Origin of the sequence: Aureimonas ureilytica, from assembly GCF_001475935.1 — a bacterium.
GTDB classification, from domain to species: Bacteria; Pseudomonadota; Alphaproteobacteria; order Rhizobiales; family Rhizobiaceae; genus Aureimonas; species Aureimonas ureilytica_A.
Genome location: NZ_LDQA01000020.1, coordinates 32,838 through 54,669, shown reverse-complemented (window position 1 = coordinate 54,669; position 21,832 = coordinate 32,838). Strand labels below are relative to the sequence as shown.

Here is a 21,832-nt window from a genome sequence, read left to right as displayed (position 1 = left end):
GGTTCAGCCGATCATGTCCCGCACCAGCTTGAGCTGCGCGGGCAAGCTGACGCGCTGGAGATCGTAGCGCTCCACCACGGTCCGCCGAGCCGCGGCCCGCAGCGCCTCGAAGCGCGCAGGCTCGCGTAGCGCTTCCGTTACTCTCTCGGCGATGCCGGCCGGATCGAAGAAATCCACCAGAAGCCCGTTTTCGCCGTCCTGAACGACCTCTTCGACCGGGCTGGTGCGCGAGGCAATCAGGAGGCAGCCAGCCGACATCGCCTCCAGCATCGACCAGGACAGGACGAACGGGTAGGTCAGATAGACATGCGCCGAGGAAACCTGAAGTAGTCTGAGATAGAGGCTATAGGGTAGCTTCCCGGTGAAATGGACGCGCGACAGATCGAGCGAGACCTCCCGAAGGGCGCGTTCGCGAAAGCTCTCGCCGTTCGGCAGACGCTGGCCGTAGCTCACCTCGTCGCCGCCCACGATCACGATATGGGCCGTTGGGTGGGATTCCAAAATAGAGGCGACCGCCCGCATGAAGACGTGAAAGCCGCGATAGGGCTCGAGATTGCGCGCGACATAGGTGACGACGGGCTTTGAGCGGTCGAGCACCGTTCCATCGGGCAGTTCCAGCCGCGCCTCGCGATCGGGCCGCACAGCGTCACTATCCACGCCGTCATGGATGACGGCTACCTTCTGCTGATAGACCTTCGGCAATCGAGAATGCTGCCAGAGCGTCGGGGACAGACCCCGGTCGGTTGCGTCGAGGCAGGAGAGAATGGCCTGGTTGCGGATGCGCAGCCGGAACTTCACCTCCGGGTCGGCCGGAAATTCCGGGTCGAAGCCGACATCCGCCCCTTCGGCGCTGTAGAAGAATTCGAAATAGCTGAGCAGGGGAGTGTCCGGGAAGACGTCCTTGACGAAGAGCGTCTCGCCCCAGCCCGTGTGCCCGACGATCAGATCGGGCCTGATGCCCTGGCGCTGAAGCTGGATCAGCTTGCGCGCGACGGCCTGTCCGTAGAGGACGCCGCGCTCCGAACCCGACAGGTACGGGTGAATACGCGGATCGGGCTCGCGATGCAGCGCGTAGGCCTCGACCTCGACGCCGGTCAGCCGGTTGGGGGTCTTGAGCGACAGGAAGATAACCCGGTTGTCCCGCGCGAGGTGTCGGCACAGGTGCAGGAACTGGCCGGGGAAATTCTGATGGATGAAGAGGAAGGTGCGATTGCGCAGCATGAGGCGGTGAATTCTGTCTTTGTCCGACGCGCCGCTGCGGCTGGGAAAGGGCGCGGGTTCTACCAAGGTCGGGGCGAGATAAGAGCCAGACATTGAACCGGCGTTAAGAATCCGATCCTAGCATGGCCGCGTCTGGTCGAGGCGGTCGCGACGATGATTATTCGCATTCAGTATCTGCGCGGGATCGCGGCCCTCATGGTCGTGATCTTCCATGCGTTCGAGATGCTGGAGCGCCAGACCGGCTTTGGCAATCCGTTCCGCGTCGGCGCGCTCGGCGTGGACGTGTTCTTCGTCATCAGCGGGTTCATCATCTTCGTCGCCGCCGACAAGTCGGATGCCAAGCCCTTCGATTTCATGCTGAAGCGTCTCCTGCGTATCGCGCCGCTCTATTGGGCGCTGACGCTGCTCGTGGCGGCCATCGCGCTGGTCAGACCGGCGCTTCTCGCCTCCACGGTGTTCGACCTGCGTCACCTCGCGGCTTCGCTGCTCTTCATTCCAATGCAGCATCCCAAGCTCGATGCGATCTTTCCGGTTCTCGTTCCAGGCTGGACGCTGAACTACGAGATGGCCTTTTATTTCGTCATGGCGAGCGCGCTCTTCGCGCCGCGTGCGCTCAGGCCCTGGATTGTCATGGGCGTGCTGGGGGCGGTCGTGACGCTCGGCCATCTCGGCGCGCCGATCCCGGTCTTCTACGCCGATGCCATCATTCTCGAATTCGCGCTGGGGATCGCGATCGCTCTCGTGTTTCGAGCCGGCTTTCGGATGGCGGCGGGAACGGGCGTTCTTCTGACGCTCGCGGGCTTCGCGCTCCTGATCTGGCTGGAGCCGGTGGAACTCCCGCGCTTCGTCAAGGCCGGTCTCCCCGCGCTTCTGATCGTCGCCGGTGCGGCGCTCGGCCGGCGGGACGCAGCCCAGCCCGCGTGGCGGCCGCTGCTTCTTCTGGGGGATGCGTCCTATTCGCTGTACCTCACCCACGCGCTCGCTCTGCCGGTCTTCGGCAAGCTGTGGGTCGCGGAGGGCTGGTCGATGCTGACGGGCGGCGGTCTCGTCTTCATCGCGAGCGCGGCGGCCGTGTCGGCTCTGATCGGCGTCCTCTGCTATCGCCTCGTCGAAAAGCCGCTGCTCGGACTGACCGCCCGCACCCATTTCGCACGCAAGCCGCCGGTCGGCGCCATGGTGGGGCATATCCGATGACGGCACAGAGCCAAGCCACACCACTCAGTGAGATGCGCTTCGATGCGCTCGACGGCTGTCGCGGCCTCTGCGCGCTCATGGTGGTTCTGCTGCACGCGCCCATCGCCGGCCCGATCGGGCAATCGGCCTTTGTGCGGCACAGCTTTCTTTTCGTGGATTTCTTCTTCGTCCTCTCCGGCTTCGTGATCGCCCATTCCTGGGGCGCGCGGCTGATGGCGGGCAGGCGATGGGCCGATTTCATCCAGGCGCGGTTCTGGCGCGTCTATCCGCTGCACTTCGCGATGCTGATGCTGTTTCTCGTGTTCGAACTCATCATGCGTGGCGGGCGCGGGTGGGACGGTGCGCAGACGCCCGAGACCTTCCTTCACAATCTGCTGCTGACGCATTCGTTCGGCTTCGTCAGCCAGCTCAGCTGGAACTATCCGAGCTGGAGCATATCCGCCGAATTCGTATCCTACATCATCTTCGCGGCTCTGACTGTCGGCGCTGCACGCTGGCTGCGCGCCATCCTGCCGATCCTGGCACTGGCGGGCAGCGCCTTTCTTCTCGTGCGGCTCGGCCATATCGAGGCGCATGTGGATTATGGCTGGCTGCGGTGCCTCGTCGGCTTTTCGTTGGGGGCCTTGCTGCGCCTTTTCCTATGGGAGCGCCTGCGTTGCGACGTGCCTCCGGTTCCGACCATGCGCTGGACGCTGCTGGAACTCGCGACCGTTCTCTATGTGATCGGCTTCGTCAGCCTGTTCGGCACGGCCAAGCTCTCCATCGCCGCGCCGTTCGTCTTTATGGCGGCGATCTTCGTTCTGGCGCATGAGGGCGGCTGGGTCAGCCGGCTCCTGAAATCGCGGCCCGTCATGCTGCTCGGGCTCCTGTCCTATTCCCTCTACATGACCCATGCCTTCGTCATCGCGCGGCTGACCAACGCGGCAACCCTGGCGGAGAAGCTTTGGCACCGGCCGATCTTCGTGGAGGTCGCCCCCGGTACCAAGATCATGGCCGATACGCTCACCGGCGAGATCGTAGTTCTAGCTCTGATCCTGTCGGGAACGATCGTCGTTTCGGCTCTCACATGGCGCTTCATCGAGCGACCCAGCCAGGCCATCGGAAAACGTCTGGCGTCGGGCGGCACGATGGCGTCCCGGCGGCCGGCCGAAGCGGCTCAACCCAGCCGCTGATCTGACACAGCGCCCTGCACATCGCCACGTTACCAGCCCTGATCGGCCTTCACGCGCTCGATCAACCTTTCCGCCATGTCGCGCTGCCCCTCGACGCCGGGATGCCATGCGCAACCGAAGGAAGTGGGCGGCGGGGCAAAGGGGAAGAAACGAACCTGTCGGTCACCCGCCCGCTGCCGCGTTTCGACCGCGCTCCGGATCGCCCTTGATGCGGCGTCGAACCGGTCGGGTGCGAGCATCGGGCCGATCAGAGCGTAGATCGAGGCGTCGGGGTAGCGTTGGCGCAAAGTCCTCAGTCCGGCCTCATACGCCTCTCCGAAACCGGGTGGTGTGCCGTCCTTGACGAAATCATTGGTGCCGAGGTGAACCAGCACGAGATCGAACGGCCCCTTTGCCGGGTGGCTCGGCTCGGCTTGCGACTGCACCGCCCGGTCCGCGAGATCGCGCATCGTGCCCTCCGTCGCGCCATTGTAGTTTCGAACCAGCCCGCGCCCGGAAGCCGCCAGAACCGTCGCTTCCGCATCGAGCGCCGCCGCAGTCTGGCCGGCATAGGTCAGCATCTGGTTCTGTGTCTGAGGCGTCGCGAGGCATTCGGGCCCGCGCCCTTCGATGCCATAGCCGGTCGAAATGGAATCGCCGATCACCAGAATGCGACGCCGTGGCGCTTGGGGCGGGACGAAGCGCCCGTCGGTCTCGGCTGAAACGAGGCGGACAGCGCCCACATCGCCTTCCGTGCGCTTCAGGAGCTTGATCTGGTGGCGGCCTTGGGTGCCGTCGAAGATTTCATAATCCTGCTCGCCGGTCCGAAGATCGAGCCTGCGAGATACGCCGTCCACCACGATCTCCAGACTGTTCTCGCCTTGATTGCCGAGCCGCACCGAAAGCCGGGATCCTTCGATCGCAAAACCGGCTCCGCTGCCCGGCCAGTCGAAAAGCCTCCGGCTCTCGTCCACCTGCCCGATCCACCGCCCGGGACGCTCGGCTGTTTCGCTGTGCGCCGCGACCGGCAGGGCGATGGCGAGCGCAAGCCCGAAGGCAGGGCGCAGGAGGAGGGAGCGGGCGCGAAGCATGGGCGATCCGGGTGGTGTGGAGGCAATCGGCTGGAAGGATTTGCCGGGATGAAGCCATCATGCATGCTCGGGAGACATTTCCAAATCGCGGGGCTGGCAGGTTCTAAGGCCATGCCGATCTTGGGTCGATCGATTTGGCGGAGGTTGATGGTCTCTGAGCCACGATCGTCCCGGCCTCTTGGAGATCGCTTGCCAGCCACCCAAAACGCGCCGGATGCTTCCCCCGCTAACCTTCCTGTGCCATGGAGCGTTGCCGCACCAGCCCAGCGACGGTAAAGTGTGTTTGTAATCAATTTTTTAGATCAAATTGGCGAGATTCGATGAAGGCGCGTCTGGGAGTTTCGGTTCTGGCCTTGGCGGCAGTGGCCTTTGCGGGCGGCTGGCACTACGGCTTGCTCGAGATCCCAACGAGCCGTTCAACGAGCGCCGTGCCAGTGGCCAGCTCTGCGCCGGGCGTGACGTCGGATGCGCCGGCGGCCAAGCCCGTTGCCGAAGCGCCGACACCAGCGCAGCCGAACGCGCCGGGTGCTCAGATCACCACCAACGAGGCATCCGCCACGCCGAGCTTCGACGTGGTGCGGGTGGAGCCGGACGGTGCGGCCGTGGTGGCCGGGCGCGCCGCGCCCAACAGCACCGTCTCGCTGCAAAGCGGCTCCGAGCGTTTGGCGGAAGCCAAGACCGATGCGACGGGTGCGTTCGCACTCGATCTGACATTGCCGGTCGGCCAGCATCGGCTGGCTTTGTCCGGCACCGCCGGGCCGGCGGACCCCGAGCGGGCGGAAACCGCGATCGTCAATGTTCCGCAGAAGGGTCGCGAGGGCGAGCTCCTCGTGATGGTGGAGCGGCCCGGCGAAGCCTCCGAAATTGTGGTGAAGCCCGAAGCGCAGGGACCGGCTGCCAAGCCGCAGGCGCCGAGCGCGGCGGCGGCTTCGAGCCGAACCCCTCCGGCGGACGCGCCTCAAACCGCAGCGTCGGACACGGCCCCGACGGCCGGCGAGACCAAAGCTCCGCCCGCACCGCTGTCCGTCGAGGCTGTTGAAGCCGAAGATGGCAAGCTCTTCATTGCGGGCGCGGCCCGCGAGCGCGCCAAGGTCCACGTCTATCTCGACGATACGTTCGTCGCGGAGGCGATGGGCGGGGCGGGTGATCGCTTCATCGCCAGCGCGAACGCTCCCGTTTCGGTCGGGGACCATATGGTGCGCGCCGACGAGCTGGACGCGGCGGGCCAAGTGGTGGCGCGGGTCGAGGTGCCATTCAACCGGCCCGACACAGCGCCTCTCGCCGCGATTGCGCCTGCCGACGCTCAGCCGGCAACCGCACCGGCCGAAGGAAGCGCCCAGGAGGCGGAAGCGCCCGCGACCACGGCGGACGCGCAAGCTCAGATCATGCAGCCGGCCTTGGAGCGCGTCGATGCCCGTGTGATCATCCGCAAGGGCGACACGCTCTGGCGCATCTCGCGCAACACCTATGGGCGCGGCAGCCGCTTCACAGTGATCTATCTCGCCAATGGCGATCAGATCCGCAACCCGAACCGCATCTATCCCGGCCAAGTGTTTCGCGTTCCCGAAAAAGACGGTTGACCACCGCATCTCTGGGTTCCGCAAGGTGCCAAACGCCGTCGATGCCGGGGGCATCGGCTGACATGGGCAACGAAACGAGGGCGGGGAAATATCCCTCGTACCGACCCGCCTGAGTTTCCAAACAAGCGCTAAGAGTTTCGTGCCGGTCCGTTCACCAAAGGCATGGCTTGGGGGACTGGTTTCCGTAAGGCTACAGGACTAGAACCGATCCAAATCGGGCGGCGCAAGAGCCGCCGCTGCGGCCTTGAGCGGGCTGCCTTCTGAATGGATCGCTTCCTTGTCCGATACAAAACCGAAAGCCGTGTCCGGCGATGGCAGCGCCATGTGGCGCACGCTGGCCAATCTCTGGCCCTATATGTGGCCGCAGGAGCGGCCCGATCTTCGCGGCCGCGTGCTCTGGGCGAGCTTTTTCCTCGTGCTCGCCAAGATCCTGACGGTCGGCATTCCCTATTTCTACAAGTGGGCGACCGACGCGCTCAACGGGGTGAACTCCGCGCAGGGCTGGCTCCCGCTGGTGCTGACCGGGGCGGTGACACTGGTCGTCGCCTATAACATCGCCCGTGTCGTGTCCGTGGCGCTCAATCAGTTGCGCGACTCGCTCTTTGCCAGCGTCGGCCAATATGCCGTTCGCATCCTGGCCTACCAGACCTTCGTTCATATGCATCAGCTCTCGCTGCGCTTCCATCTGGAGCGGCGCACGGGGGGGCTAAGCCGCATCATCGAGCGCGGCACCAAGGGCATCGAGACGATCGTGCGCTTCACGATCCTCAACACGCTGCCGACGCTCTTGGAATTCGCACTGACGGCCGCGATCTTCGGCTTCAGCTACGGCCTGTCCTATCTCGTGGTCATCAGCGCGACGGTGGTGCTCTATGGCTGGTTCACCATCAAGGCGAGCGACTGGCGCATCACCATTCGCCGCGAGATGAACGACAGCGACACGGACGCCAACACCAAGGCGATCGACTCGCTCCTGAATTTCGAGACGGTGAAATATTTCGGCAACGAGACCATGGAGGCCGATCGCTACGACCGCTCGATGGCGCGCTATGAGAAGGCCGCGACCGAAACCTGGACCTCGCTCGGCTGGCTGAACTTCGGGCAGGGCGTGATCTTCTCGGCCGGCATGGGCATCGCCATGGTCATGTCGGCGATGGAAGTGCGCGCGGGCACGCAGACGATCGGCGATTTCGTCTTCATCAATGCGCTTCTCATGCAGCTCTCCGTGCCGCTGAACTTTATCGGTTTCGTGTATCGCGAAATTCGCCAGGGGCTGACCGATATGGAGGAGATGTTCAACCTCCTCGACATCCGGCAGGAGGTGAAGGACCGGCCGGGTGCGCCCGATCTCGTCGTGGCGCAGGGCGCGATCCGCTTCGAGGATGTGCGGTTCGGTTACGACCCCGAGCGCCAAATCCTTCGCGGGGTGTCCTTCGAGGTGCCGGCGGGCAAGTCGGTCGCGATCGTCGGCCCGTCGGGCGCGGGCAAGTCCACCATCTCGCGACTTCTGTTCCGCTTCTACGATCTGGATTCCGGCCGCATCACCATCGACGGTCAGGATATTTCGGAGGTCCGGCAGGAAAGCGTGCGCAAGTCCATCGGCATCGTGCCGCAGGACACGGTGCTCTTCAACGATACGATCCGCTACAACATCCGCTACGGTCGGCCCTCGGCCTCGGACGAGGAAGTCCAGAAGGCCGCCGACCTCGCGCAGATTTCGCGCTTCATCGAGCTTCTGCCCGATGGGTTCGACACGATGGTGGGCGAGCGCGGTCTGAAATTGTCGGGTGGCGAGAAGCAGCGCGTGGCGATCGCGCGCACCCTGCTGAAAAGCCCGCCGATCCTCGTCCTGGACGAGGCGACCTCGGCGCTCGATACCCATACCGAGCAGGACATTCAAAGCGCGCTGCAACTCGTCTCCCGCCATCGCACGACGCTGACCATCGCGCATCGCTTGTCCACGATCATCGATGCCGACGAGATCATCGTCTTGCGCGCCGGTGTGATCGTGGAGCGCGGCTCGCATCGCGATCTCCTCCAGTCCAACGGCCTCTATGCCGAGATGTGGCGAATGCAGCGCGAGGAAAGCGAAGCGGAAGAAACGCTGCGCCGCGCCCGCGAGGCCGATGCGCTCGGCATTCTCGATCGCAAGCGACCGACCGAGACGGTTTGAGATCATAAGCTCGCGCGCCAACGTTGAGCGCGGGCGCGTTTCTCCCTATGTGTCGTGTCCCGATGGCTGCGAAATCGCGGCCACGATACCCCACGAAGGACCAATGCCCCGATGGACATGATCGCCTCGATCCGAAACGCCTTGGTGCCGATTCACCGGGCGGGCTATCCTTTCATCGCCGGGTTCTTCGTCGCCGCTCTGCTTCTTGGGCTCCTCTGGCAGCCGCTGTTCTGGGTCGGGCTCGTGCTGACCCTCTGGTGCGCCTATTTCTTCCGCGATCCCGAGCGCGTGACGCCCGTTGCCGATCACCTTGTGGTGAGTCCGGCGGATGGGCGCGTGTCGCTGGTCGGCCATGTGGTGCCCCCGGCCGAACTCGGCCTCGGAGACGAGCCGCTGCTGCGCGTGTCGATCTTCATGAATGTCTTCAACTGCCATGTGAACCGCGCCCCGGCGCGCGGGCGCATCGCGCGCATCGCCTATAAGGAAGGCAAGTTCGCCAATGCCGAGCTGGACAAGGCGAGCGAGGTGAACGAGCGCTCTTCCATGGTGATCGAGAACCCGCGCGGCGAGGTCGGCGTCGTGCAGATCGCGGGCGCGATCGCACGCCGCATCATCGTCTTCTCGCGCACGGGCGACCATCTGGAAGCCGGCGAGCGCTTCGGCCTGATCCGCTTCGGCTCGCGCCTCGACGTCTATCTCCCGGATGGCACGGTGGCGCGTGTCGCCGAAGGGCAGACGGCCATTGCGGGTGAAACCGTGATCGCGGAATTTGCCGTGAACGCCCCCCACGTCTCCTGGCGCAAGGACTGATCCATGAGCGCCGCGCCTCCGCCCAGCGATCCCGCCACACCGCGCCAGCCCGCCGCGCGCGTCACCTTCCGTCAGGTTCTGCCGAACCTCATCACGATCCTGTCGATCTGCGCGGGCGTGACGGGCATTCGCTTCGCCTTCGAAGGTCGCTTCGAACTCGCTGTCGGGCTCGTGCTCGGCGCGGCTTTTCTGGACGGGATTGACGGGCGCATCGCCCGCCTCGTCAACGGACAGAGCCGTTTCGGGGCGGAAATGGATTCACTCGCCGACATCGTGAATTTCGGCGTCGCACCCGCACTGCTTCTCTACGCGCATTCGCTCCATGCGGTCGGCTCGATCGGCTGGATCGCGGCGCTTCTCTACATCGCGGGCTGCGCGCTGCGCTTGGCGCGCTTCAACACGATGCTGGACGAGCCGAACCGCCCGGCCTGGAAAAGCGCCTATTTCACTGGCGTACCCTCGCCGGCAGGGGCGGGGCTGGCCCTGTTCCCGGTTTACCTGAGCTTTGCCGGCAATCTCAACGTACCGGAGGTCTCCGGCGCTTTCGCATCCATTTATCTGGTCTGCGTCGGTCTTCTGATGGCGAGCCGCATCCCGACCTTTTCCGGCAAGACGATCGGCCTCCCTGTCCGGCGGGACCATTTCGTCTGGATCGTGCTGATCGTCGTTCTCTATATCGGCCTGCTTCTCAGCTTCTTCTGGGAAACGCTCACCATCTCCGCGCTCGCCTATTACGCATCGATCCCGTTTTCGGTCCGCTCCTACAGGCGCCAGGACGCGGCCCATCACGCCCAATCCGTCTGAGGCATCATCATCATGGCCAAGCAGTTTTCCGAGATCGATGAGCGCTTGGCCGGCTTTATCGATGCGCAGAAGATCTTCTTCACCGCGAGCGCGGCCGAGGGAACGCGCATCAACATCTCGCCTCGGCCGACCGACCATTTCCATCGGCTCGGGTCCAATTCCGTGGCCTATCTCGACCTCACGGGTTCGGGGAGCGAGACGGCTGCGCACCTACGCGTGGACGGTCGCCTGACCATCATGTTCTGCGCCTTCGAAGGCGCTCCCCTGATCCTGCGTCTCTATGGCCAGGGCCGCGTCGCCTTTCGCGGCTCACCCGATTATCGCGCCTTTCTCGACGCGCATTATGCGAGCGAAGAGCCGCTCGGCGCGCGGCAGATCGTGTTTCTCGACATCGACCTCGTGCAGACGTCCTGCGGCTTCAAGGTGCCCTTGTTCGAGCCAGCGGGCGAGCGTCCGACGCTGGATCGATGGGCCGAGGCAAAGGGCGAGGAGGGCCTGCGCGCCTATCGCCAGGAAAAGAACCTCCTGAGCATGGACGGACTTCCGACCGGCTTCGTGGAAAGCTGACAGGCATTGGCGGCCCGGAGCCGCCAATGCCGGCCTGTTTCACTCCGGGTCGCGATAGGAGAGGAAGCGGTTCTTGCGCACGTCGAAGAGCCGGCCGGTCTCCGTGAGACTTGGGAACGCCAGCGGCAGAATTTTCGCGGCGACCTCGGCCGGCGAGGGCAGGGTGGCCGGATCTTCACCCGGCAGCGCCTGTGCGCGCATGGCCGTGCGCGTGCCACCGGGATTGACGGAATTGACGCGCAGCGGTGTGTTCACCGTTTCGTTTGCCCAGGAGCGCACCAGAGCCTCTTCGGCTGCCTTGGTGGCCGCGTAGAGCCCCCAGAAAGCCTTGCAGGAATGCGCCGCTCCGGATGACAGGACGATGGCGCGTCCCGCATCCGACAGGCGCAGGAGCGGGTCGACCGAGCGGATGACGCGCCAGGTGGACGTCACGTTGACGTTCATCGTCTTTTCGAAGGTCTTTGCTTCGATATGGCCGATCGGAGCGAGAATACCGAGCACGCCGGCATTGGCGACGAGCACATCGAGCTTGCCCCAGCGCTCGTGGATCGCGCCGCCCAGGCGATCGATCCCGGCCATGTCGGTGAGGTCGAGAGGCACGAGCGTCGCGGAGCCGCCGGCGGCCTTGATTTCGTCGTCGAGGTCTTCCAACCCGCCGACCGTGCGGGCCACGGCAATGACATGCGCGCCTTCAGCCGCCAAAAGCTTCGAGAGTTGATAGCCGATGCCGCGCGATGCGCCCGTGACGAGCGCGACGCGCCCTTCGAGTTGACGAGCCATATCCTGAAGCCTCCCATTGCGAAGGCAGCCGACAGACCGCCTCGTTCGGCGGTCTGTCTAGCGGATGGCGCGGCGTGTTTGAACCCGGCTTAGCCGTTGCCGCCCAGCATGGAGAGCTGGCGCACATTGTCGGCGCCGTCGAAATCGGTCAGCGCCGTCGGGTAATCGCCCGTGAAGCAGGCGTCGCAGAACTGCGGCGCGTGCGGGTTGCGCTCCGGCTCGAAGGACGCGCGGTACAAGCCGTCGATGCTCACGAAGCCGAGGCTGTCGACCTGGATATAATCGCGCATTTCCTCGATCGTCATGCGCGACGCCAGAAGCTTCGACTTCTCCGGCGTATCGACGCCGTAGAAGCAGGAGGCGCGCGTCGGCGGCGATGCGATGCGCATGTGGACTTCCACCGCGCCGGCCTCTCGAACCATCTGGACGATCTTCTGCGAGGTGGTGCCGCGAACGATCGAATCGTCCACGAGAATCACACGCTTGCCCTCGATCATCGAGCGGTTGGCATTGTGCTTGAGTTTGACGCCCATGTGGCGGATCGAGTCGGTCGGCTGGATGAACGTGCGGCCGACATAGTGATTGCGGATGATGCCGAGCTCGAAGGGAAGCTTGGCTTCCTGCGCGTAGCCGATGGCGGCGGGCACGCCGGAATCGGGAACGGGCACGACGATATCGCCCATTTCCTTGCTCTCGCGCGCCAGTTCCGCGCCGATGCGCTTACGGATTTCATAGACATTGCGCCCTTCGACATTCGAGTCGGGTCGGGCGAAATAAACATATTCGAAGATACAGAAGCGCGAGCGACGCGCCTGGAAGGGAAAGGCCGACTCGATGCCGCTGTCGGTGATGGTCACCATCTCGCCGGGCTGAATGTCGCGAACGAAATCGGCGCCGATAATGTCCAGCGCGCAGGTCTCGGAGGCGAGAATCAGCGAGCCTTCCAGCTCGCCCAAGACGAGCGGGCGAATGCCGAGCGGATCGCGCACGCCGATCATGCGGCCGGGCGCCATGCCGACGAGCGAGAAGGCGCCTTCGAGCCGCGACAGCGCGTCGATCAGCTTGTCGTTGAAGTGCCGCGCGCCGCTCGTCGCGACGAGATGCAGGATCGTTTCCGTGTCCGACGTGGAGGAAAAGATCGAGCCGCGCCGCTGCAACTCGCGCTGCACGGTGAGGGCGTTGGTGAGATTGCCGTTATGCGCGACCGCGAAGCCGCCCGCCGAGAGTTCGGCGAAGAAGGGCTGGACGTTGCGCAGGCCGCCGCCGCCCGTCGTCGCGTAGCGCGTGTGGCCGATGGCCGCTTCGCCCGGCAGGCGTTCCAGAACGGATTGCTTGGTGAACGTGTCGCCGATCAGACCGGCATGGCGCTCGACATGGAACTGCTTGCCATCGAACGACACGATGCCGGCGGCTTCCTGACCACGGTGCTGGAGCGAATGCAGCCCGAGCGTGACGAGCGCGGCTGCGTCCGCGCGGCCGAAAATGCCGAACACGCCGCACTCTTCGTGCAGGCTGTCGTCGTCGAAAGGTGTCTCGTCCATGCGCTCGAACTTTCCCTGCACGCCGTCCCGATCATCGCTCCCCCAATTGTCATATAAGGGTTCGGCTGATGAAACACGAATGAAAAACCTAAAAGGCCCGGAGCACTAAGCTCCGAGCCAATTCTTTCAAGGGGGAGGATGGGCCGGGCCCAGGTCCTCTCAGTTGGCCGGCGCTTCGGCCGGCTGTTCCTCGTTCTGCTGGATCGCGTCTTCGATCGAAGCCGGCTGATCCGAGGCAGAACCATTGTCCTGCGCCGCGCCGCCGGCCGGCGTCTGGGTCGCCTGACCACCCTGGAAGCGTTGGCGGATCGTTGCCTCGGGATTGTCGGGCAGCGCGGCGACGAGCTTGGCACCGAGTTCGTCCAGCATGGGCTTGGAGCGCGCCTGCGTGACCCAGACCGGCTGGTTGCCGCTGTCGGGCGGCGTCAGCCAGTTGAAGAACACCATGGCGACCACAACGAGGAGGAGGCCGCGCGCCGCGCCGAACAGGAAGCCGAGCGTGCGGTCGAGCGCGCCGATGCGGCTGTCGATAATGAAGTCGGCGATCTTGAGCGTGATGAACGAAACGATCAGCAGCGTCAGGAAGAAGATGCCGGCGGCCGAGGCGGCCATCGCGACCTTCTCGTTGTGAATATATTGCAGGGCGAAGGGGGTGAGCTTCTTGTAGAAGAAGAAGGCCGCAGCGGCGGCGGCCACCCAGCTCAGCACCGAAAGCACTTCGCGCGAGAAGCCGCGCACCATGGCGAGCAGCGCCGAAACGAGCATGATGGCGACGAGGATCGCATCGAGGAGCGTCAGGGTCATGGATTCCGTGCCTTCGGCGGGCCGTGTTTGGCGGCTCAGCGCCCGATCCGAGTTCTTTGCCGTGTGATGGCGCTGAAAATCAAGTGTCGTCTTCGATTTGGCGGCCCGCGACTTCGGCCACGAGATGGGGAAGCGTCTCGATTTCGAGCGCTTTGACGTCGCGCTGCTTGGGCAGATCGGCCGAGGATGACGGCAGGATCGCGGTCCGGAAGCCGAGCTTCTCCGCTTCCTTGACCCGCTGGCCCGCGTGGGACACCGGCCGCACCGAGCCCGATAGGCTGATCTCGCCGAAGAAGACGCTGTCGGCCGGAAGCGGCCGGTTCGACAGGGACGAGACGAGGGCGGCAGCGACCGCGAGATCGGCCGCCGGCTCGCGAATGCGATAGCCGCCCGCGACGTTCAAATAGACGTCATGCTGCCCGAGCCGGACCCCGCAATGGGCTTCGAGCACCGCCAGCACCATGGCGAGGCGCGGCGTGTCCCAGCCGATGACCGAGCGGCGCGGCGTTCCGAGCGGCGAGGGTGCGACCAGAGCCTGGATTTCCACCAGCACCGGCCGCGTGCCCTCCATGCCGGCAAAGACGGCTGCGCCGGGCGATTTGCCATTGCGCTCGCCCAGAAAGAGTTCGGACGGGTTGGCCACTTCGCGCAGGCCCGCATCGCCCATTTCGAACACGCCGATCTCGTCGGTCGGCCCGAAGCGATTCTTCACCGTACGCATAATGCGATAGTGGTGTCCGCCTTCGCCTTCGAAATAGAGAACCGCGTCCACCATATGCTCGACCACGCGGGGTCCGGCGATCTGGCCTTCCTTTGTGACATGGCCGACCAGGATCACCGTCGCGCCGCTCGACTTGGCGTAGCGGATCAGCGCCTGACTCCCTGCGCGCACCTGCGTCACCGTGCCCGGCGCGGACTCCGCCATGTCGGTCCAGACGGTCTGGATCGAATCGATGATCACGAGGTCCGGGCGCTTGTCCTGCGCAAGGGTCGCCAGGATGTCCTCGATATTGGTTTCGGCCAGAAGCTGGACGCTCGTGTCGCCGGCCTTCAAGCGCTGCGCGCGCAGGCGCACCTGCGCCACCGCCTCTTCGCCCGAGACATAGACGACGCGGTGACCGCCGCGCGCCAGCGCCGCCGCCGCCTGCATCAGGAGCGTCGATTTGCCGATGCCGGGATCGCCGCCGACCAGCAGCGCCGAGCCGCGCACGAAGCCGCCGCCCGTCACGCGGTCGAGTTCCGCAATCCCGGAGATGATGCGCGGCGCCTCCTCCATGTCGCCCGACAGCGGGAGGAGGGTCGCCGGGCGGCCCTTGCGGCGCGACTTCATCGGCCCGCCGCCGATGCCACCCGTGTCGCTCTCCTCTACGATCGTGTTCCACTCGCCGCAGGCTTCGCACTTGCCCATCCAGCGGGAATAGACCGAGCCGCAGTTCTGGCAGATGAAGGAGGTTTTGAGCTTGGCCATGCGTCAGATCGCGAAGCGCTGCACGCGGCTGCCCAGCGCGGTCAGAAGCTCGTAGGAGATCGTGCCGCAGCGCGCCGCCACCTCGTCGATCGGGATGTTCGGGCCGAAAACCTCCGCGACATCGCCGGGCTGCACGGCATCGTCCGGTAGGTTCGTGACGTCGAGAAGCGTCATGTCCATGGAGATGCGGCCGAGAACCGGTGCGCGATGGCCAGCGATCGCCATCTCAGGCGCGGGTTGGGCGCTTCGCAAGGATGTGACGCCCGAAGCGGTGCGGGGATAGCCGTCGGCATAGCCGATGCCGACGGTCGCGATGCGCGTGGCCCGATCAAGCCGCGCCGTCGCGCCGTAGCCCGCTGCTTCGCCGCCCGTGGCCGTGTGGACTTGGAGAACTCGAGCGTAGAGCGTCGCCACGGGGCGCAGCGCGCCCATCGGGTCAAGGTGCGCTTCACCGCCGTAAAGCGCGATGCCGGGGCGCGTCAGGTCGAAATGATAGGGCGCGCCGAGAAACACGCCGCCGGAATTGGCGAGCGAGCGCGCCACCTGCGGAAACAGCGCCGCCAGATGCTGAAAGCTCAGTCTTTGCTGCTCGTTCTGCTCCGAGGCGGGATCGTCGGCCGAGGCAAGGTGGCTCATGACGAGCGCGACGTCGAAGCCGCCGAGACGCGCGATGGTGAGGGCATCCCGCGCGTCGGCCTCGGCAAGGCCCAGCCGGTTCATGCCGGTCTCGAATTGAAGTGCGGCGGGCGCGGGCAGGGTGCCTGCGGCAGACTCGGCGAAGATGCGGACATCCTCGCGGCTGGACAGAACAGGGATCAGCCGATGCGCGCGGCAAAGTTCGGCCGCTTCGCGGTCCATTCCCTGAAGCACGAAGACGCGGCAGTTCGTATTGGCCAAGGCCTGTCGGATTTCCAAACCTTCGCTTGCCCAGGCGACGAAGAACTCTCGGCAACCGGCTGCGAACAGCGCCTTGGCGACCAGCGGCGCGCCCAGACCATAGCCATTGGCCTTGACCGCCGCGCCTGTGCGCGCGCCCGGCGCCAGATTAGCCATGTGGCGCCAATTGGCTTTCAGCGCCCAGCCGTCGATCGTGACGAAGGGCGCGCGTCCGCTGACGGGTACGGCGGAAAGGATGGGATGCGTCATGAAGGTCTGTCTGCTTATTCGAACCGTTCCGGCATGTGGCTTTCCTCGGCCAGATCCGTAAATCTCGTGAACTCCGCCTGGAAGGCGAGCGGCACCGTGCCGGTGGGGCCGTGGCGCTGCTTGGCGATGATGACTTCGGCCTTGCCGCGTGCCTCGTTCATCTCCTGCTGCCACTTCATATGGTCGTCGGTGCCGGGCTTGGGCTCCTTGCTCTGCAGGTAATATTCGTCGCGATAGACGAAGAGCACCACGTCCGCGTCCTGCTCGATCGAGCCCGATTCACGAAGGTCCGAAAGCTGCGGGCGCTTGTCGTCGCGCGACTCGACCTGACGCGAGAGCTGGGACAGCGCCAGGATCGGCACTTCCAGTTCCTTCGCCAGAGCCTTCAGGCCCGTGGTGATTTCGGTGATTTCCTGCACGCGATTGCCGGCCGTCTTGGCTGAACCCTGCATCAGCTGCACGTAGTCGATCACCATCACGTCGAGACCGCGCTGGCGCTTGAGGCGACGCGCGCGGGCGGCCAGCTGGGCGATCGAGATGCCGCCCGTCTGGTCGATATAGAGCGGGGCCTTCTGCATCATCTCGGTGCAGGCCACGAGCTTGGAATACTCCGCGTCCGTGATGTTGCCGCGCCGGATCTTGGAGGAGGACACCTCGCTCTGCTCGGAAATGATACGCGTCGCCAACTGCTCGGCCGACATTTCCAGCGAGAAGAAGGCGACCACACCGCCATTCTTCGCCTTGTGCGAGCCGTCGGCCTGCTCCGCCGGTTCATAGGCCGAGGCGATGTTGAAGGCGATGTTGGTGACGAGCGAGGTCTTACCCATGGCGGGGCGACCCGCCAGGATGATCAGGTCCGAGCGCTGCAAGCCGCCGAGGCGGCGATCCATCTCCCGAATGCCGGTGGAAATGCCCGACAGGCCGCCGTCGCGATCCTTGGCCGCGCCCGCCATTTCGATGGCCTGCGCCATCGCGTCGCCGAAGGACTGGAAGCCGCCATCGTAGCGGCCCGTCTCGGCCAGTTGATAGAGCGCGCGTTCGGCTTCTTCGATCTGCTTGCGCGGCTCGGCATCAACAGGCGCGTCATAGGCGATATTGACCATCTCCTCGCCGATCCCGATCAGCGAGCGACGAATGGCCAGATCGTAGATGGCGCGGCCGTAATCATTCGTATTGATGATCGTCGTCGCCTCGGTTGCGAGGCGGGCGACATATTGCGCCATGGTCATATCGCCGACGCGGTCGTTGGCGGCGAGGAAGGTCTTGATCGTGATCGGCGTCGCGATCTTGCCCATGCGGATCATGGAGCCGGCCTTGGAGAAGATCTCCTTGTGGATCGGCTCGTAGAAATGCTCCGGCTTCAGAAAATCATGAACGATGTAATAGGCATCGTTGTTGACCAGGATAGCGCCGAGGAGAGCCTGCTCCGCCTCGATATTCGCGGGGGCCTCCCGATAGAGTGGCTGCTCCTCCTCGAATTTGCGCGCGGCTTCCGCCATTCGTCTCGTCTCCATGCGTAGGGTAGGGAACCCTTCTACAGAAGATCGTCACTCAGAACCAATTTCGCGAGAGGTCGGGGCAAAGATTCCCATCTTCCGGACGACGCCTCGGGGAAAAGCTGGGCGCGCTTTGGGGATAAGCTGTGGACGACCGCGTGAGGCGGGAAGGCTTCGCCGCACAACCACCTGTCTACGCGACATGAAAAAGGCCGGCGCATGGCCGGCCTTTCCCTTGAAGGTCGAACGGGAACCGCGACGAAACCGTCGCGGCTCGAAGCCGAAATTACGCGGCTTCTTCGTCGGTCTCGCCTTCGCCGTCGTCTTCGTTCTCTTCCAGCTCTTCCTCGTCGATGCCGTAGATGGCCTCGGCGGAGTTGAGCTGCTCGCCGCGAGCCTGACGTTCGGCTTCATCGGGCGAACGAGCGACGTTGACCTGAACCGAAACTTCGACTTCCGGGTGCAGCGCGATCTTGACCGAGTGCAGGCCGATCGACTTGATCGGCAGGTTCAGCTCGACCGCGTTGCGGTTCACGGCGAAGCCCTGCTCCTTCAGAAGGTCGGCGATGTCGCGCGCCGAGACCGAGCCGTAGAGCTGGCCGGTTTCGCCGGCCGAGCGAACGATCACGAAGCTCTTGCCGTTGAGCGAGCCGGCAACGCCCTGCGCTTCCGTGCGGCGCTCTTCGTTGCGGGCGATGAGCGAGGCCTTCTGCGCTTCGAACTTGGCGCGGTTGGCGTCGTTGGCGCGCAGCGCACGGCCGGTCGGCAGGAGGTAGTTGCGGGCGTAGCCGTCGCGGACGCGAACGGTGTCGCCGATGCTGCCGAGACGGTTGATGCGCTCGAGAAGGATGACGTCCATGGTCTTTTTCCTTGTTGGTTAGCGAGGATTGTCCGTGCCGGCCGCATCGGCCGGCGATTTCGCGGTCTCGAACAGGCCGAGAGCCAGGAAGGCGAGAAGCGGGATCGACAGAAGCAGGATCGCCGCATAGGCGGTGAAGAGCATGAGGCCACGCGCCGCGCGCCCGCGCGACTTGCGATGCATGGCGGCCAGCCCGACCATCGTGAGCGCACAGCCGAGCGCGCCGGTGAAGACCGCGCCCAGAAGCCCGGCTGCGCCGCCCACGAAGCAGAGCGCCAGCGCGCCCGCGAAGAGCGGCAGCGCGATGCGGGGCAAGCCGGCTTGCGCGGGAATATCGTCCTTCGGCCGGGGCAGACGCCCGCTGAGGCGCGTGATCGCCGCCGAGAGGTAGAGGCAGATGACCAGCGTCAGAACCAGGAAGGCCGGCTGGATATAGGGAATGACCGTGACGACGAAGCGTCCGAGATCGGCCAACTGTTCGGGCGAAACGGCCGAGGACGCTTCCGAAGACAGGGCCTTGGCGATTTCCGGCGCGAGTTCGGCAGGATTGTAGCCGATCAGCCAACCCATGACGATGCAGCCGAAGGCCGAGAGCAGCGCCGCTGCCAGAAGCACGCGCTCCAACGGATACCAGAGGAGCGCCGGTCGCTTATCGTTTTCTGCAGGCTCGCTGTCGGCCGGGCGCGCAAGGCCGCAAAGATGGCCGAGGATCGCGGCGGGCAGGCCGACGCTGAGAAGAATGGTGAGGCCCGCATAGAAGGAGCCGAGCGCACCGGCCACAGCGCCGAATGCGGCGAGGGCGGCCACGAAGCCCGCGACGCTGCCCCAGCCAAGGCTTGCGATCATGATGGGCATGGGCGCGACGAAGGCCAGCCCGACCGCGCTCGATGACTGCGTCACGAGGCCGGCGAACAGAAGGGCCGAGGCGAGGCCGGCCAGCAATCCGATCAGGAGGGCTTGGGGGTTCATCGAAAGATTTCGCTGTCCTGCATCAAGGCAGTTAGGGGCTCGTGCCCCAACTCGGCTGACATGTCGCGATCCGGAGGCGCCGAACGAAACCGGAGCGGAGAAGGGGCGCGGCGATAAACGCCGCGCCCCGAAAGGCGATTACTTCAGAACGTAGGGCAGGAGGCCCAGGAAGCGCGCGCGCTTGATGGCCTGAGCCAGAGCGCGCTGGTTCTTCTGCGACACCGCGGTGATGCGCGAAGGAACGATCTTGCCGCGCTCGGAAATGTAGCGCTGCAGGAGACGCACGTCCTTGTAGTCGATCTTGGGCGAATCGCTCGCCGCGAACGGATCGGACTTGCGGCGGCGATGGAACGGACGCCGGGTGGGGAGCTGAGCGACATCAACCATTATGCGGCCTCATCGGTACGGTCACGACGCGGGCGATCTTCCCGAGGACGATCGTCGCGGTCACGGCGCGGCGGACGGTCGCCGCCATCGCGGTCGCCACGACGCGGGCGGTCGTCGCGCTTCTGCATCATGGCGGACTGGGCGTCCTCATGCGCTTCGACGCGCACGGTGAGATAGCGCAGCACGTCTTCGTTGAGGCGCATCTGACGCTCCATCTCGTCCACGGCCGCGGCCGGGGCGTCGATGTTCATGAGCGTGTAATAGGCCTTCCGGTTCTTCTTGATCCGGTAGGTGAGGGTCTTGAGACCCCAATTCTCGACCTTGCCGACCTTGCCGCCATTGGCTTCGATCACACCGCGGTACTGTTCCACGAGTGCCTCGACCTGCTGGCCGCTGATGTCCTGTCGGGCAAGGAATACGTGCTCGTAGAGCGCCATATCTTGTCGCCTTTCCTTCGGTTGCGATTGCGTCGAACCAGCGGCTAAGCCTCTGCGACTCTCCTGTTGGCCAAAGGCCGAATGGGGAAAGGCGCGCTCTTAGAGACGGTCGAGAGCGGGAACACGGGAAGCGGATGCGCATGGCATCCAACGGGCAAAAGCAAGCCGTCTTCCGTTCAGCCCCCGGCTGGTTCGGACAATACGATGCGGCCCATACAGCGTTTTGCGCAAAGTGGCAAGACGCGAGGGGCAATCGATGCCTCACGCCATGACATGCGAATCGCGAAACCGCAGCGTTTCGAAGGCCGGTAAATTTGGCGCTAAACTTGACACTCTGGAAGCCTGCCCCCATTCAGCCGGCAAAGCTCAACAGTCAAATGGGATGGCGATGTCGCTTGCCTTAATGTTCCCCGGCCAGGGAAGCCAGACCGTCGGCATGGGCCGCGACCTCGCGGACACCTTCCCGCAAGCGCGGCACGTTTTCGAGGAGGTGGACGAGGCGCTCGGCGAGCGTCTGAGCGACACGATCTGGAACGGCCCGGACGACAAGCTGACGCTGACGGCCAACGCCCAGCCGGCGCTCATGGCCGTTTCGGTGGCCGCGATGCGCGCCCTGGAGGCCTCCGGCTTCGATCTCGGCGAAAAGGCGTCCTTCGTGGCCGGCCATTCGCTCGGCGAGTATTCCGCTCTGGCAGCGGCGGGCTCACTCTCGGTCACGGATGCCGCGCGTCTCCTGCGCATTCGCGGCGAGGCGATGCAGGCGGCTGTGCCGGCGGGGGAAGGCGCCATGGCGGCGATTCTGGGTCTCGACGAAACGACTCTGGCCGAGGTCTGCACCGAGGCCGGCCAGGGCGGCGTCTGCCAGATCGCCAACGACAATGGCGGTGGGCAGATCGTGATTTCCGGCACCAAGGCCGCCGTCGAGCGCGGCATGGCGCTGTCGCTCGAAAAGGGCGCCAAGCGCGCGATCCCGCTGCCCGTGTCCGCGCCCTTCCATTCCATGCTGATGCAGCCCGCCGCCGATCGGATGCGCGAAGCCCTGTCGAGCGCTGAGATTAGAGCGCCGCGCGTGCCGCTCGTCGCCAATGTCCTGGCGTCGGCGATCTCCGACCCCGACGAAATTCGCCAGCGCTTGGTCGAGCAGGTCACGGGTCAGGTGCGTTGGCGCGAAAGCATGACTTATCTCGCCGACGCCGGAGTCGATATCCTGTTCGAGGTGGGCAACGGCAAGGTCTTGGCCGGTCTCGCCAAGCGCATCGACAAGCGGCTTTCGGCTGTCTCGATCGGCGCACCCGCCGACATTGAGGCCGCGCTCGCCAAGCTCGCCTGACGCTCCTTTCATTCGAGGATTTCC

General features: G+C 65.0%; 20 protein-coding genes. 8 read left to right on the top strand and 12 right to left on the bottom strand.

Annotation, left to right across the window (positions count from 1 at the left end; all coding sequences use genetic code 11):
- Positions 1 to 3 precede the first annotated feature (3 nt).
- Positions 4 to 1,221 (bottom strand): glycosyltransferase family 4 protein, encoded by a 1,218-nt coding sequence (locus NS365_RS08345; protein ID WP_058599825.1) that lies wholly within the window; start codon positions 1,219 to 1,221, stop codon positions 4 to 6.
- 153 nt (positions 1,222 to 1,374) lie between these two features.
- On the opposite strand from NS365_RS08345, the gene NS365_RS08340 reads away from it, so the two are divergent.
- Entirely contained in the window at positions 1,375 to 2,415 is a 1,041-nt protein-coding gene (locus NS365_RS08340; RefSeq protein ID WP_058599824.1) for an acyltransferase family protein, read from the top strand.
- On the top strand, positions 2,412 to 3,587 hold the full coding sequence (locus NS365_RS08335) for an acyltransferase family protein (RefSeq protein ID WP_058599823.1): 1,176 nt from the start codon (positions 2,412 to 2,414) through the stop codon (positions 3,585 to 3,587). Before NS365_RS08340 ends, NS365_RS08335 begins: the two co-directional genes overlap by 4 nt.
- Positions 3,588 to 3,616: 29 nt before the next feature.
- On the opposite strand, the gene NS365_RS08330 is transcribed toward NS365_RS08335, so the two are convergent.
- Positions 3,617 to 4,657 carry an SGNH/GDSL hydrolase family protein gene (locus NS365_RS08330; RefSeq protein WP_058599822.1) on the bottom strand — a complete coding sequence of 347 codons (1,041 nt, stop codon included), beginning with the start codon at positions 4,655 to 4,657 and terminating at the stop codon, positions 3,617 to 3,619.
- 320 nt (positions 4,658 to 4,977) lie between these two features.
- Between NS365_RS08330 and NS365_RS08325 the strand changes: the two genes are divergently transcribed.
- From NS365_RS08325 to NS365_RS08305, 5 genes are all read left to right on the top strand, one after another.
- Complete coding sequence (locus NS365_RS08325) at positions 4,978 to 6,237, top strand: LysM peptidoglycan-binding domain-containing protein (RefSeq protein WP_153003704.1); 1,260 nt, start codon at positions 4,978 to 4,980, stop codon at positions 6,235 to 6,237.
- A gap of 322 nt (positions 6,238 to 6,559) precedes the next feature.
- Positions 6,560 to 8,410 carry an ABCB family ABC transporter ATP-binding protein/permease gene (locus tag NS365_RS08320; RefSeq protein ID WP_058599821.1) on the top strand — a complete coding sequence of 617 codons (1,851 nt, stop codon included), beginning with the start codon at positions 6,560 to 6,562 and terminating at the stop codon, positions 8,408 to 8,410.
- A gap of 66 nt (positions 8,411 to 8,476) precedes the next feature.
- Positions 8,477 to 9,220 (top strand): phosphatidylserine decarboxylase, encoded by a 744-nt coding sequence (locus NS365_RS08315; protein WP_275477554.1) that lies wholly within the window; start codon positions 8,477 to 8,479, stop codon positions 9,218 to 9,220.
- A gap of 3 nt (positions 9,221 to 9,223) precedes the next feature.
- A complete protein-coding gene (locus tag NS365_RS08310; protein ID WP_058599819.1) occupies positions 9,224 to 10,024 on the top strand; it encodes a CDP-alcohol phosphatidyltransferase family protein in 801 nt (266 codons plus the stop codon).
- A 12-nt stretch (positions 10,025 to 10,036) separates the two neighbouring features.
- Positions 10,037 to 10,591 carry a pyridoxamine 5'-phosphate oxidase family protein gene (locus NS365_RS08305; RefSeq protein WP_058599818.1) on the top strand — a complete coding sequence of 185 codons (555 nt, stop codon included), beginning with the start codon at positions 10,037 to 10,039 and terminating at the stop codon, positions 10,589 to 10,591.
- A gap of 39 nt (positions 10,592 to 10,630) precedes the next feature.
- Here NS365_RS08305 and NS365_RS08300 read toward each other — a convergent pair whose 3' ends face one another.
- The 10 genes from NS365_RS08300 to rpsF all read right to left on the bottom strand — a co-directional run bounded on the left by NS365_RS08300 (position 10,631) and on the right by rpsF (position 20,478).
- On the bottom strand, positions 10,631 to 11,371 hold the full coding sequence (locus NS365_RS08300; RefSeq protein WP_058599817.1) for an SDR family NAD(P)-dependent oxidoreductase: 741 nt from the start codon (positions 11,369 to 11,371) through the stop codon (positions 10,631 to 10,633).
- A gap of 89 nt (positions 11,372 to 11,460) precedes the next feature.
- Positions 11,461 to 12,912: an amidophosphoribosyltransferase gene (gene purF / locus NS365_RS08295; protein ID WP_058599816.1), complete on the bottom strand. Its 1,452-nt coding sequence runs from the start codon at positions 12,910 to 12,912 to the stop codon at positions 11,461 to 11,463.
- 159 nt (positions 12,913 to 13,071) lie between these two features.
- The gene (locus NS365_RS08290; RefSeq protein WP_058599815.1) at positions 13,072 to 13,716 is read right to left on the bottom strand and encodes a CvpA family protein; all 645 of its coding nucleotides are present in this window, start codon (positions 13,714 to 13,716) and stop codon (positions 13,072 to 13,074) included.
- Positions 13,717 to 13,795: 79 nt separating this feature from the next.
- On the bottom strand, positions 13,796 to 15,184 hold the full coding sequence (gene radA, locus NS365_RS08285) for a DNA repair protein RadA (RefSeq protein WP_058599814.1): 1,389 nt from the start codon (positions 15,182 to 15,184) through the stop codon (positions 13,796 to 13,798).
- A 3-nt stretch (positions 15,185 to 15,187) separates the two neighbouring features.
- A complete protein-coding gene (gene alr, locus NS365_RS08280) occupies positions 15,188 to 16,330 on the bottom strand; it encodes an alanine racemase (RefSeq protein ID WP_058599813.1) in 1,143 nt (380 codons plus the stop codon).
- 14 nt (positions 16,331 to 16,344) lie between these two features.
- The gene (locus NS365_RS08275; RefSeq protein ID WP_058599812.1) at positions 16,345 to 17,829 is read right to left on the bottom strand and encodes a replicative DNA helicase; all 1,485 of its coding nucleotides are present in this window, start codon (positions 17,827 to 17,829) and stop codon (positions 16,345 to 16,347) included.
- A 283-nt stretch (positions 17,830 to 18,112) separates the two neighbouring features.
- A complete protein-coding gene (gene rplI / locus NS365_RS08270; RefSeq protein WP_058599811.1) occupies positions 18,113 to 18,685 on the bottom strand; it encodes a 50S ribosomal protein L9 in 573 nt (190 codons plus the stop codon).
- 18 nt (positions 18,686 to 18,703) lie between these two features.
- Complete coding sequence (locus NS365_RS08265; protein ID WP_058599810.1) at positions 18,704 to 19,654, bottom strand: hypothetical protein; 951 nt, start codon at positions 19,652 to 19,654, stop codon at positions 18,704 to 18,706.
- 138 nt (positions 19,655 to 19,792) lie between these two features.
- Entirely contained in the window at positions 19,793 to 20,041 is a 249-nt protein-coding gene (rpsR, locus tag NS365_RS08260) for a 30S ribosomal protein S18 (protein WP_019995679.1), read from the bottom strand.
- On the bottom strand, positions 20,041 to 20,478 hold the full coding sequence (rpsF, locus tag NS365_RS08255) for a 30S ribosomal protein S6 (protein ID WP_058599809.1): 438 nt from the start codon (positions 20,476 to 20,478) through the stop codon (positions 20,041 to 20,043). The genes rpsR and rpsF overlap by 1 nt, the downstream gene beginning before the upstream one ends.
- Positions 20,479 to 20,866: 388 nt before the next feature.
- On the opposite strand from rpsF, the gene fabD reads away from it, so the two are divergent.
- Entirely contained in the window at positions 20,867 to 21,808 is a 942-nt protein-coding gene (gene fabD / locus NS365_RS08250) for an ACP S-malonyltransferase (RefSeq protein ID WP_058599907.1), read from the top strand.
- Positions 21,809 to 21,832 lie beyond the last annotated feature (24 nt).

What these genes read in the sequence shown, in the direction of transcription:
- NS365_RS08325 (WP_153003704.1), top strand. Translation starts at nt 4,978, where the DNA reads ATGAAGGCGCGTCTGGGAGTTTCGGTTCTGGCCTTGGCGGCAGTGGCC.
- NS365_RS08300 (WP_058599817.1), bottom strand. Translation starts at nt 11,371, where the DNA reads ATGGCTCGTCAACTCGAAGGGCGCGTCGCGCTCGTCACGGGCGCATCG.
- NS365_RS08320 (WP_058599821.1), top strand. Translation starts at nt 6,560, where the DNA reads ATGTGGCGCACGCTGGCCAATCTCTGGCCCTATATGTGGCCGCAGGAG.
- NS365_RS08335 (WP_058599823.1), top strand. Translation starts at nt 2,412, where the DNA reads ATGACGGCACAGAGCCAAGCCACACCACTCAGTGAGATGCGCTTCGAT.
- NS365_RS08310 (WP_058599819.1), top strand. Translation starts at nt 9,224, where the DNA reads ATGAGCGCCGCGCCTCCGCCCAGCGATCCCGCCACACCGCGCCAGCCC.
- NS365_RS08305 (WP_058599818.1), top strand. Translation starts at nt 10,037, where the DNA reads ATGGCCAAGCAGTTTTCCGAGATCGATGAGCGCTTGGCCGGCTTTATC.
- alr (WP_058599813.1), bottom strand. Translation starts at nt 16,330, where the DNA reads ATGACGCATCCCATCCTTTCCGCCGTACCCGTCAGCGGACGCGCGCCC.
- rpsF (WP_058599809.1), bottom strand. Translation starts at nt 20,478, where the DNA reads ATGGCGCTCTACGAGCACGTATTCCTTGCCCGACAGGACATCAGCGGC.
- rplI (WP_058599811.1), bottom strand. Translation starts at nt 18,685, where the DNA reads ATGGACGTCATCCTTCTCGAGCGCATCAACCGTCTCGGCAGCATCGGC.
- NS365_RS08330 (WP_058599822.1), bottom strand. Translation starts at nt 4,657, where the DNA reads ATGCTTCGCGCCCGCTCCCTCCTCCTGCGCCCTGCCTTCGGGCTTGCG.
- rpsR (WP_019995679.1), bottom strand. Translation starts at nt 20,041, where the DNA reads ATGGTTGATGTCGCTCAGCTCCCCACCCGGCGTCCGTTCCATCGCCGC.
- purF (WP_058599816.1), bottom strand. Translation starts at nt 12,912, where the DNA reads ATGGACGAGACACCTTTCGACGACGACAGCCTGCACGAAGAGTGCGGC.
- fabD (WP_058599907.1), top strand. Translation starts at nt 20,867, where the DNA reads ATGTCGCTTGCCTTAATGTTCCCCGGCCAGGGAAGCCAGACCGTCGGC.
- NS365_RS08290 (WP_058599815.1), bottom strand. Translation starts at nt 13,716, where the DNA reads ATGACCCTGACGCTCCTCGATGCGATCCTCGTCGCCATCATGCTCGTT.
- NS365_RS08275 (WP_058599812.1), bottom strand. Translation starts at nt 17,829, where the DNA reads ATGGCGGAAGCCGCGCGCAAATTCGAGGAGGAGCAGCCACTCTATCGG.
- radA (WP_058599814.1), bottom strand. Translation starts at nt 15,184, where the DNA reads ATGGCCAAGCTCAAAACCTCCTTCATCTGCCAGAACTGCGGCTCGGTC.
- NS365_RS08345 (WP_058599825.1), bottom strand. Translation starts at nt 1,221, where the DNA reads ATGCTGCGCAATCGCACCTTCCTCTTCATCCATCAGAATTTCCCCGGC.
- NS365_RS08265 (WP_058599810.1), bottom strand. Translation starts at nt 19,654, where the DNA reads ATGAACCCCCAAGCCCTCCTGATCGGATTGCTGGCCGGCCTCGCCTCG.
- NS365_RS08340 (WP_058599824.1), top strand. Translation starts at nt 1,375, where the DNA reads ATGATTATTCGCATTCAGTATCTGCGCGGGATCGCGGCCCTCATGGTC.